At 71.3% G+C, this 8,801-nt stretch carries 10 protein-coding genes; 5 read left to right on the top strand and 5 right to left on the bottom strand.

Annotation, left to right across the window (positions count from 1 at the left end; all coding sequences use genetic code 11):
• Window positions 1-144 precede the first annotated feature (144 nt).
• A complete protein-coding gene (locus tag ACFWGZ_RS36485; RefSeq protein WP_382456154.1) occupies window positions 145-681 on the top strand; it encodes a vitamin K epoxide reductase family protein in 537 nt (178 codons plus the stop codon).
• Here the strand turns inward: ACFWGZ_RS36485 and ACFWGZ_RS36480 are convergent.
• From ACFWGZ_RS36480 to ACFWGZ_RS36465, 4 genes are read right to left on the bottom strand one after another with little or no spacing between them, the layout of a single operon-like run.
• The gene (locus ACFWGZ_RS36480; RefSeq protein WP_382456153.1) at window positions 660-1,562 is read right to left on the bottom strand and encodes a MerR family transcriptional regulator; all 903 of its coding nucleotides are present in this window, start codon (window positions 1,560-1,562) and stop codon (window positions 660-662) included. The two genes, ACFWGZ_RS36485 and ACFWGZ_RS36480, sit on opposite strands and share 22 nt — an antisense overlap.
• A 34-nt stretch (window positions 1,563-1,596) precedes the next feature.
• On the bottom strand, window positions 1,597-1,974 hold the full coding sequence (locus tag ACFWGZ_RS36475; RefSeq protein WP_382456152.1) for a hypothetical protein: 378 nt from the start codon (window positions 1,972-1,974) through the stop codon (window positions 1,597-1,599).
• Window positions 1,971-2,504: an HAD-IA family hydrolase gene (locus ACFWGZ_RS36470; RefSeq protein ID WP_382456151.1), complete on the bottom strand. Its 534-nt coding sequence runs from the start codon at window positions 2,502-2,504 to the stop codon at window positions 1,971-1,973. The genes ACFWGZ_RS36475 and ACFWGZ_RS36470 overlap by 4 nt, the downstream gene beginning before the upstream one ends.
• Entirely contained in the window at window positions 2,501-3,238 is a 738-nt protein-coding gene (locus tag ACFWGZ_RS36465) for a DeoR/GlpR family DNA-binding transcription regulator (RefSeq protein WP_382456150.1), read from the bottom strand. Before ACFWGZ_RS36465 ends, ACFWGZ_RS36470 begins: the two co-directional genes overlap by 4 nt.
• 74 nt (window positions 3,239-3,312) lie before the next feature.
• Between ACFWGZ_RS36465 and ACFWGZ_RS36460 the strand changes: the two genes are divergently transcribed.
• The 4 genes from ACFWGZ_RS36460 (at window position 3,313) to ACFWGZ_RS36445 (ending at window position 6,069) form a co-directional block, all read left to right on the top strand.
• Complete coding sequence (locus tag ACFWGZ_RS36460) at window positions 3,313-4,473, top strand: MFS transporter (RefSeq protein ID WP_382456149.1); 1,161 nt, start codon at window positions 3,313-3,315, stop codon at window positions 4,471-4,473.
• 11 nt (window positions 4,474-4,484) lie between these two features.
• Window positions 4,485-5,156: an RraA family protein gene (locus ACFWGZ_RS36455; protein ID WP_382456148.1), complete on the top strand. Its 672-nt coding sequence runs from the start codon at window positions 4,485-4,487 to the stop codon at window positions 5,154-5,156.
• Window positions 5,157-5,254: 98 nt separating this feature from the next.
• Entirely contained in the window at window positions 5,255-5,653 is a 399-nt protein-coding gene (locus ACFWGZ_RS36450) for a VOC family protein (protein WP_382456147.1), read from the top strand.
• 5 nt (window positions 5,654-5,658) lie between these two features.
• A complete protein-coding gene (locus tag ACFWGZ_RS36445; RefSeq protein WP_382456155.1) occupies window positions 5,659-6,069 on the top strand; it encodes a YciI family protein in 411 nt (136 codons plus the stop codon).
• Between the two features lie 40 nt (window positions 6,070-6,109).
• On the opposite strand, the gene ACFWGZ_RS36440 is transcribed toward ACFWGZ_RS36445, so the two are convergent.
• On the bottom strand, window positions 6,110-8,801 hold a 2,692-nt coding region (locus tag ACFWGZ_RS36440; protein ID WP_382456146.1), incomplete at its 5' end, for a S8 family serine peptidase.

Below are 8,801 nucleotides of genomic sequence, written 5' to 3'. Positions count from 1 at the left end.
GTCCAGCGCCTGCGGGCCGCGGGGTCCCTCACCGGTCTCGAACTCCACAGTCTGGCCCTCGCGCAGCGCCCTGGCCGACGGCGTGAAGTTCACCGGCGCGCCCACCTACGACGGTCTGAAGGCCGCCATCGAGAAGGTGCTGTCGTGAACCGGATCGTCGCGTGGGTGCTGGCCGTCGGCGGCGCCGTCGGCCTCGTCGCCTCCTTCGTGCTGACGATCGAGAAGATCGCGCTGCTCGAGGACCCGTTCTACATCCCGACCTGCAGCATCAACCCGGTGCTGAGCTGCGGCTCGATCATGAAGACCGCCCAGGCCGAGGTGCTCGGGTTCCCGAACCCGCTGATCGGGGTCGTCGGGTTCGCGGTGGTGCTGACGCTGGGCGTGCTGCTGCTGTCCGGCGTCGAGCTGCCGTCGTGGGTGTGGATCGGGCTGCAGGTCGGGTCGACGGCCGGGGTGCTGTTCGTGCACTGGCTGATCGTGCAGTCGCTGTACGAGATCCGGGCGCTGTGCCCGTACTGCATGGTCGTGTGGGCGGTGACGATCCCGATCTTCTGGTACACGACGCTGCGCAACATCCGGCCCACGTTCCAGTGGCACAGCGTGGTGCTGGTGCTGTGGTACCTGCTGATCGCGGCCGGGGTGCTGCAGGCGTTCTGGTTCTACTGGTCGTCGCTGGTGTGAGCGCGCAGGGCCGCGAGCACCCAGCGGAACGCGGGCACGGCCGGGGACTCGGGTGACTGCTCGCCGTGCAGCGCGGCGAGCAGTTCCCAGTAGCGCTCCATCCGGGCGTCGGCGACGGTCTCGAGCCACCGGCACAGGTCCCGGCGTTCACCGGGCGGCATCCCCGGGTCGCAGATCCGGTGCAGCACCGACCGCCCCTCGGCCGACTCCGGCGCGACCGCCAGCGCCTGGCCGGCGTGCTCGACGATCGTCGACCGCAGCTCCAGACCGTGCGACGCGAGGGCCGACCCGGCGGTGGCGGCGCGCCGGACCCGGTCCCGGAAGTCGTCGTCGGCGACCAGGTCGGCCAGCTCCAGCCAGGCGTCGACCTGGTGCGGCGCCGGGTCGTCCGGCAGGTGCCGCATCCACTCGACGACGACCTTCGTGTCGTCGTCGAGGTCGATGCCCGCGAACGTCTGCTCGATGAACCCGTCGACGAGCTCCTGCCGCTCCACGGCGGACAGGCGGGCGAGCTTGTGCATGAGAGAGGTCTCCTCGGTGGTGCTCCCGCGCCGCGCGATCGTGCTCAGCACGGCGCGGCGGAGCTTCAGGGTGCGGATCTCGGCGTCCAACGCCCGGACGTGGACGTGTGCCACCTCGGCCACGGTCGTGCGGCGGGTGAGGATCGCCTCGACGGCCTCCAGGCCGATGCCGAGCTCACGCAGCGTGCGGACGAGGTCGAAGCGCGCCACGGCGGCGGCGTCGTAGAGGCGGTAGCCGCCGGTCGAGCGGCTGGTGGGCGGCACGACGCCGGTGTCGGACCAGAACCGGATCGTGTGGGCCGACAGACCGGTGCGGCGGGCGAGCTGGCCGACCGTGTAGAGCTCCGTGCCGTTGTTCACGGGGCGAAGCCTGCACCTTCGAGCTACCCGAAGCTCAAGCCGTCACGTTGATGCCGCCGCCGTACGCCCGCACCGAGACCCGCCGGTCGCCGATCAGGAAGTCGGCGCCCATGACCTGGCCGACTTCGTCCCGCACCTGCGCCGCGGACACGACCTGGGCGCCCGCGGCGAACGGGAGCGGCCGGGTCGTGAAGCTGCTCGCCGGCCAGAAGTAGTCGGGCAGGGCCGCGTCCGGGCGGGGCTCGACCACCAGGGTCCAGTCGGTCCACGCCGTGCAGACCAGGCAGTCGCCGTCGGCGAACGCGATCCGCAGCGCCACCGCCTCACCATCGGCGTGGACGATCTCGGCGACCGACCGCACCTCGCGCCCGCGGGCGACGCGCGGGTCCACCGACTCGGGCCGGCCGCTCACGTCAGCACTGCCCGCAGCCCGGCGATGCCGGTGAAGTGGTGCCCGAGCATCCCGGCCTCCCGCGCCGCCGCCACGTTCTCCTCCCGGTCGTCCACGAACAGGATCTCGCCCTCGCCCAACGCCTCCCGGCACCACGCGAACGCCGCGAGCTCCGGTTTCGCGTGACCGATGCGGCACGAGAACGCGCACACCTCGAACAGCTCGAGCCACGCGTGGGTGCGTTCGAAGTTCCGGGCGTGGTCCTCGGGGATGTTCGACAGCAGCGCGATCCGGCGGCCGGTGTTGGTCAGCTCGTGCAGCAGCGCGACCATCTCGTAGTCGACGCGGCTCCAGCTGGCGACGTCCTGCTCGACCAGCGGCGGGTGGCCGACGCGCTCCCAGTACTCCAGCGCCGTCACGTCGCCGCGGTCGTAGGCCGGGCGGTGCGCCCAGTAGGCCTCCCAGAACGCCGGGTCGACGCTCATCGTGTCCATCACCTCGCGCGACTGGTCGCGGGCGATCACACCGAACATGTCGAACAGCACGATCATGCCGTCACCACCGTCACGCCCGCGGCGACCAGGCCCTCGTCGCCGGACGCGTCGGTCACCACCGCGTCCAGGGCGGACGCCTGCGCGACGAACGCCAGGGCGGTGCGGGTCAGTTTCGAGGCGTCGACGGCCGCGATCACGCGGCGGGCCGAGGCGATGGCGGTGCGTTTCACCGAGGCGTCCTCCAGGTCGAACGCGGTCAGGCCCTGCTCGGCGGACAGGCCGCAGCAGCCGATCACCGCGGTGTCGAAGCGCAGGGCCTGCACCGAGGCGAGCGTCAGCGGGCCGGTCAGGGCCAGCTCTCCCGGGCGGGGGCGGCCGCCGGGGACCAGCAGTGTCACGGACGAGGACGACGACAGGGCGTTCACCGAGTGCAGCGACAGCGGCATCACGGTCACGCGCCGGTCGTGCAGCAGGCGGGCGACCTCCAGGCACGTGGTGCCGCTGTCCAGGACGACGGACTCGCCGTCGGCGATCAGGCCCGCGACCACGGCGGCGATGCGGCGCTTGGCGTCGGTGTTCTCGTCGGAGCGCAGCGCGAACGGGGGTTCGGAGCCGCGCAGGAGCAGGCTGCGGGCGCCGCCGCGGTAGCGTTCGAGGACGCCCTGCGCCGCGAGGACCTCCAGGTCGCGGCGGATGGTCATCTCGGAGGCACCGGTCATGCTCGCCAGGTCCGCCACGCCGAGGGAGCCGGCGTCGCGGACCGCCTCGGTGATCTGCTTCAGTCGGGACACGGCCGTGATTGAACACGAGTGGTGTTCGATACTCAAGCTTTCGAACACTTCCTACGTTCGTTAGCGTGTGCTGCGTGAGCGCTCTCAAGGCCGCGCGGGTGGCCACCTTCACGTACTTCGCCCTCAACGGGTTCCTGCTCGGGTTGTGGCTGGTCCACATCCCGACGGTCGAGGACCGCACGGACATCAGTCACGCGGAGCTGGGCCGGCTGCTGCTGTTGCTCGGGCTGGGCGCGTTCATCGGCATGCGGGTCGGCGGCAAGATCACCGACCGGCTCGGGGTGAAGCTGGTCGTCCCGCTCGCGGGCGTCGTGTGCAGCGTGACGGCGTTCCTGCCCGGTGTGGCCTTCAACCAGTGGTCGCTCGGCCTGGCGTTGCTCATCTTCGGCTTCGGCAACGGGCTGATCGACGTCAGCATGAACGCGCACGCCGTGGTGGTGGAGCGGCACTACGCCCGTCCGGTGATGTCGGCGTTCCACGCGACGTGGTCGCTCGGTGGTGTGGCGGCGGCGTTGACCGGTGCGCGCACGTTGGGCTGGGAGCTCTCCCCCGCGACCACGCTCGGTGCGGCGGCCGTGCTCGGTGTCGTCGTCAGCCTCGTCATGGCGCGGTTCCTGCTCGACGAGAAGGAAGAGCAGCAGGCCGAGGTGACCGGCGTGAAGCGCAGGGCGCCGCGCCGGATCTGGATCATGGCGGTGCTCGCGCTGCTGGTCATGCTGAGCGAGGGTGCCGCGAACGACTGGAGCGTGCTGCACCTGCAGGACGTCCTGAACGCCTCGCCCACGGTCGCGGCGTTCGCCTACGGCGCGTTCGCGACGACCATGACCGTCGGCCGGCTGCTCGCGGACCGGGTCACCGCCAAGGTGGGGCCGATGGCCGTGCTGCGCTGGGGTTCGGTGATCGGCGCGATCGGCATCGCGACCGCGGCGCTCTCGCCCTACGTCTGGCTCGCGCTGGTGGGCTGGGCGATCGCGGGCATCGGCCTGTCGGGCACGGTGCCGCAGCTGTTCAGCGCGGCGGGCCACGCGGAACCGGGCGCGGCGGGCGTCAACGTCTCGCGGGTGGCCGGACTCGGCTACCTCGGCGTGCTGGCCGGGCCCGCGGTGATCGGCTGGCTCACGCACTTCGTGCCGCTCAACATCGCGTTCCTGCTGCCGGTCGGGCTGTGCCTCGTCGCCGCGCTGTCCGCGGGCGTGTTGCGCCCCGAACCCGCCAAGGAGCAGGTCTCGGCGTAAGACTGTGCGCCATGGACCTAGCTGAACTCGACCTCACCACCGCGCACCTCGCCGACGCCTGCGTCCGGGCGCACATCCCGGTCCGCACGGTCGGTCTCAAGCCGGTCGTCCCCGGCACGAAGACCTCCGGCCGCGTCCTGCCCGCCCGCCACGCGGGCAGTGTCGACGTCTTCCTGGAGGCGCTCGGCCGCAGCGAGCCCGGCGACGTGCTGGTCGTCGACAACGACGGCCGCCTCGACGAGGCCTGTGTCGGCGACATGGTCGTGCGGGAGGTGCAGGCCGCCGGTCTCGCCGGGGTGGTGATCTGGGGTCTGCACCGCGACACCTGGGAACTGCGCGAGATCGGTCTTCCGGTCTTCAGCCTCGGCGCCAACCCGACCGGGCCGCTGACCCTGCGCGACCGGGCGCCGGAGGCCCTGTCGACCGCGGAGGTCGACCAGTGGACCGTCACGACCGACGACCTCGTGTTCGGCGACGACGACGGAGTGCTGTTCGTGCCGTCCTCGCACCTGGAGTCGCTGGTCGCCAAGGCGCGGGGCATCCGCGACCTCGAACGGGCGCAGGCGCAGCGGTTGAGGCAGGGTGAGAGCCTGCGCAGCCAGCTGCGGTTCGACGAGTACCTCGGCAGCGGTCTCACGTTCCGCGAGCACCTGCGCAAGATCGGCGGCGCCGTCGAGGAGTGAGAGCGGCTCGGTATGCGGGCGGCGACCCCATGTCGAAAAAACTCCGCGCACGTCGACGCGTCGGTGCAAAGGGCCCACCGCTGAAAGGACCGCCGGACATGGACTGGACCCTGGAAGTCATCGTCGTACCCGTCTCGGACCTCGACCGGGCCAAGCGCTTCTACTCCGAGCAGCTCGGGTTCGTCGTCGACCACGACACGACGTTCGCCGAGGACACCCGCGTCATGCAGCTCACGCCGCCGGGCTCGGGGTGCTCGATCGTGATGGGCAAGGGCATCGTGAAGGGCGAGCCGGGCACGCTCAAGGGCGTGCAGCTCGTCGTGTCCGACCTGGAGAAGGCACGGGCCCAGCTGATCGAGCGCGGCGTCGAAGTCGGTGAGATCGTGCGCATGAACGAAGCGGACGGGGGGTCGTTCATCTTCTTCGACGACCCGGACGGCAACAGCTGGGCCGTGCAGGAGATCAAGGCCCGCGCGACCGGTGGGGAGTGGAAGTGAAGTACATGCTGGTCAGCTACGGCGGCAGCCAGGAGGACTGGGAGGGTCTCGCGGCGTGGGGCGACGAGGACATGCATCGCATGATCGCCTACATGCGCGACCTCGACGCCGAGCTGCGCGCCACCGGTGAGCTGCTGCAGTCCGAGGGCCTGAGCGGGCCGGCACGGGCGTTCGTGGTGCGGGGCAGCGACTCCGGGCCGGTCGTGGTGGACGGGCCGTTCGCGGAGTCGAAGGAGGTCATCGCCGGGTACTGGGTGGTCGACGTCGACAGCCACGAGCGGGTGCTGGAGATCGCGCGGAAGGCCTCGGCGTGCCCGGGACCGGGCGGGCAGGTGCTCAACCAGCCGATCGAGGTGCACCCGATCATGTCGGCGCCGGACGTGGACCCGCAGACGCTGGCGCCGTACCAGAAGTAGCCCGGTGAGGGGCCGGCAGAGACCGGCCCCTCACCCGTGCTCACCTCAGGTCGTACGCGCGGATGATGGTCTGCTGGACCTCACCGCCCGAGTCCGCCGCCCGAGCCTTGAACGACACGTTCTTGGCGCCGTGCGGGTGGACCAGCGTGATCGCCCAGCCGCCGCGCGTCTTGCGCAGCGGCACCGGCTTCCACGACTTGCCCTCGTCGTAGGACACCTGCACCGCCGGGGTCTTGATGTCGGTGACGGTGCCCGTTCCGTTGCGCTCCACCGTGATCGGCACGGTCAGCACGCGGCCGGCCCGGTTGGACGAGTCGAGCCGCGGCGCGAACCGGACCGCGAGCAGCGGCACCGGCCGGTAGTCCTCGCCGGGCACGAACTCCGAGGTGAACGACCAGTCGGCGGTGACCTTCGACGACAGCGAGTCGCGGGCCGCCTCCGTGTGCACCTGGTAGCGCTTCTTCTCCGCTGGCACGTTCTCGATGTAGGCGTAGCCGGCGTACGGCTCGTCGGAGATGACCGCGCCGTCGAGCGTCACGGTGGTGCGGCCGGTGTTCGGCGAGTTGCCGTTCATGTTCTGCGAGCTGAACAGGGGCAGGTCGACGCGCATCAGGTTGCCCACGCGTCCGGCGTAGCGCACGTACGCCGGCACATGCGGCAAGCCGGGTCCGTAGACGGCGCTGTTCCAGTGCTCGGTGGTGGTGCGGCCGGCCTGGAAGACGCGGGGCACGGCCGAGAACTGGGAGCCGAGGTTCGGGTACTCGCCGAGCTTCACGAACTCCGCCAGCGACCCGGACCACTCGACGCCGGGGGTGTAGAACTCCTTCAGCTTCAGCGGCAGCGGCCCGGAGGCACCGCCGTCGCGCTGGCCGATGGCACCGGGCACGCGGGCGTGCGTGACCGAGTCGACGCGGGCCAGGGCATGGTCCTTCACCGAGCGCTGGACGTCCGCGGGCACGCGGGTCTTCTCGGTGATCCGCACGTGGTACTGGTACGGGCTGCCGGCGAACGTGCCGCCGCCGTCCGGCCTGGCCAGCACCGACTCGGCGTAGAAGTCGAACTTCGGCCACGACGTCCTCGACGGGCGGACGAGGAACGAGTCGAAGTCGAACAGGCCCCAGGTGCCGCCGGTCTCGCCCCAGTTGGTCTGCATGAGGAAGCCGAGTCCGGCGCTCACGGTCGCCGCGTCCTTCTGCTCGACGGAGATGGCGGGCTGGGTGGCCTGCCGGGCGTCGAAGACGATCTCCGTGTCGCCGGTGACCTCGATGGCCGGTTCGGTGAGGATCGTGGTCGGGCCGCTCTGGGTCGGGTCCGGGTTGCGGGTGCTGATCGAGCCGTCGAGGAAGTACGTCCCCTTGGGCAGGCGCTGCACGAGCGTGCCGGACGGGTCGTGGCGGAAGTACGCCTGCCGCACGTCGATGCCGACGAACCGGTAGTCGTAGAGATCGGTGGGCTTGCCGTCGTGGTCGAGGAACGTGAGCTTCACGTCGTAGCTCTCGACCTCCTTGTCCACACCGATCGCCACGCGCGTGCCGTCGGAGGAGACCACGAACGCGCCGTAGACGCCGTCGGGCACGTTGGCCCTGGTGTCCGCGGTGACGGTGGCGTCGGCGGTACCGCCGGCCGGGACGGTGAGCTTCGCCGGGGAGACGCTGAACAGGCCGGCCGCGGCGGGCTTCACGTCGGCGACCGACAGGTCGACGGTGACGTCGGTGGTGCCGGTGTTGCGGTAGGTCAGCTTCTGCGTGATGGGCGTGTCGTCGGTGTGCGGCCACCGGGCGGTGCCCAGGGACAGGCTGCCGTGGTTCGTCGTGACGGCGGAGGAGGCGGCGCGGTCGACGTCGAGGCGTCCGGCGCCCTGCTCGTAGACGGTGAGCGACGGGTTCGGCTCGGCGCTGTTCATCAGCGCGGCCTTGATGTCCTCGGCCTTCCACGCGGGGTGCTGCGCTGCGACGACCGCCGCCGCTCCCGCGACGTGCGGGGTGGCCATCGAGGTGCCGGACAGGGCGACGTGGTTCTCGTCGACCGGGGTGCCGATCCGGCCGTTCTTCGCCTTGGCGGCCGCGATGCCGACGCCCGGCGCGGTGATGTCGGGCTTGATCGAGTTGTTCGTCCAGCGCGGGCCGCGCGAGGAGAACTCGGCGAGCGAGTCGTCGCGGTCGACGGCGCCGACGGTGAGGGCGGCGTCGGCGGCGCCGGGCGAGCCGATCGGTCCGCCGGAGTTGCCCGCGGCGACCACGAACAGCGCGCCGGTCTGCTCGCTGATGCGGTTGAGCGCGAGCGACATCGGGTCGGTGCCCTCGTCGGGCCACGAGCTGCCGAGGCTCATGTTCACGATCCTGGCCTTGGTGGCGGCCCACTCCATGCCGGCGATGATGTCGCTCTCGCTGCCGCCGCCGTAGTCGCCGAGCACCTTGCCGTTGACGATCTTCGCGTCGGGCGCGATGCCCTGGTACTTGCCGTCACCGGTGACGGTCGAGGCGACGTGCGTGCCGTGGCCGTGCAGGTCGTCGGTGGTGGCGCTGTCGCTGAAGTTCCTGGCCTCGACGACCGCGCCCGCGAGGTCGGGGTGCGCTTCGTCGACGCCGGTGTCGAGGACCGCGACGGTGACGTCCTTGCCGGTGAAGCCCTTCGCCCACGCGGCGGGCGCGCCGACCTGCGCGGCGCTGCGGTCGAGCGACGCGGTGACCTTTCCGTCGAGCCAGATCCTGCCGGTGCCCGCCGCCCGGGCA

It is taken from the genome of Lentzea sp. NPDC060358 (assembly GCF_042725365.1).
Lineage (GTDB): Bacteria > Actinomycetota > Actinomycetes > Mycobacteriales > Pseudonocardiaceae > Lentzea.
Note: the sequence above shows the minus strand (reverse complement) of the source record. Positions and strands in the feature narration are given on the sequence as shown.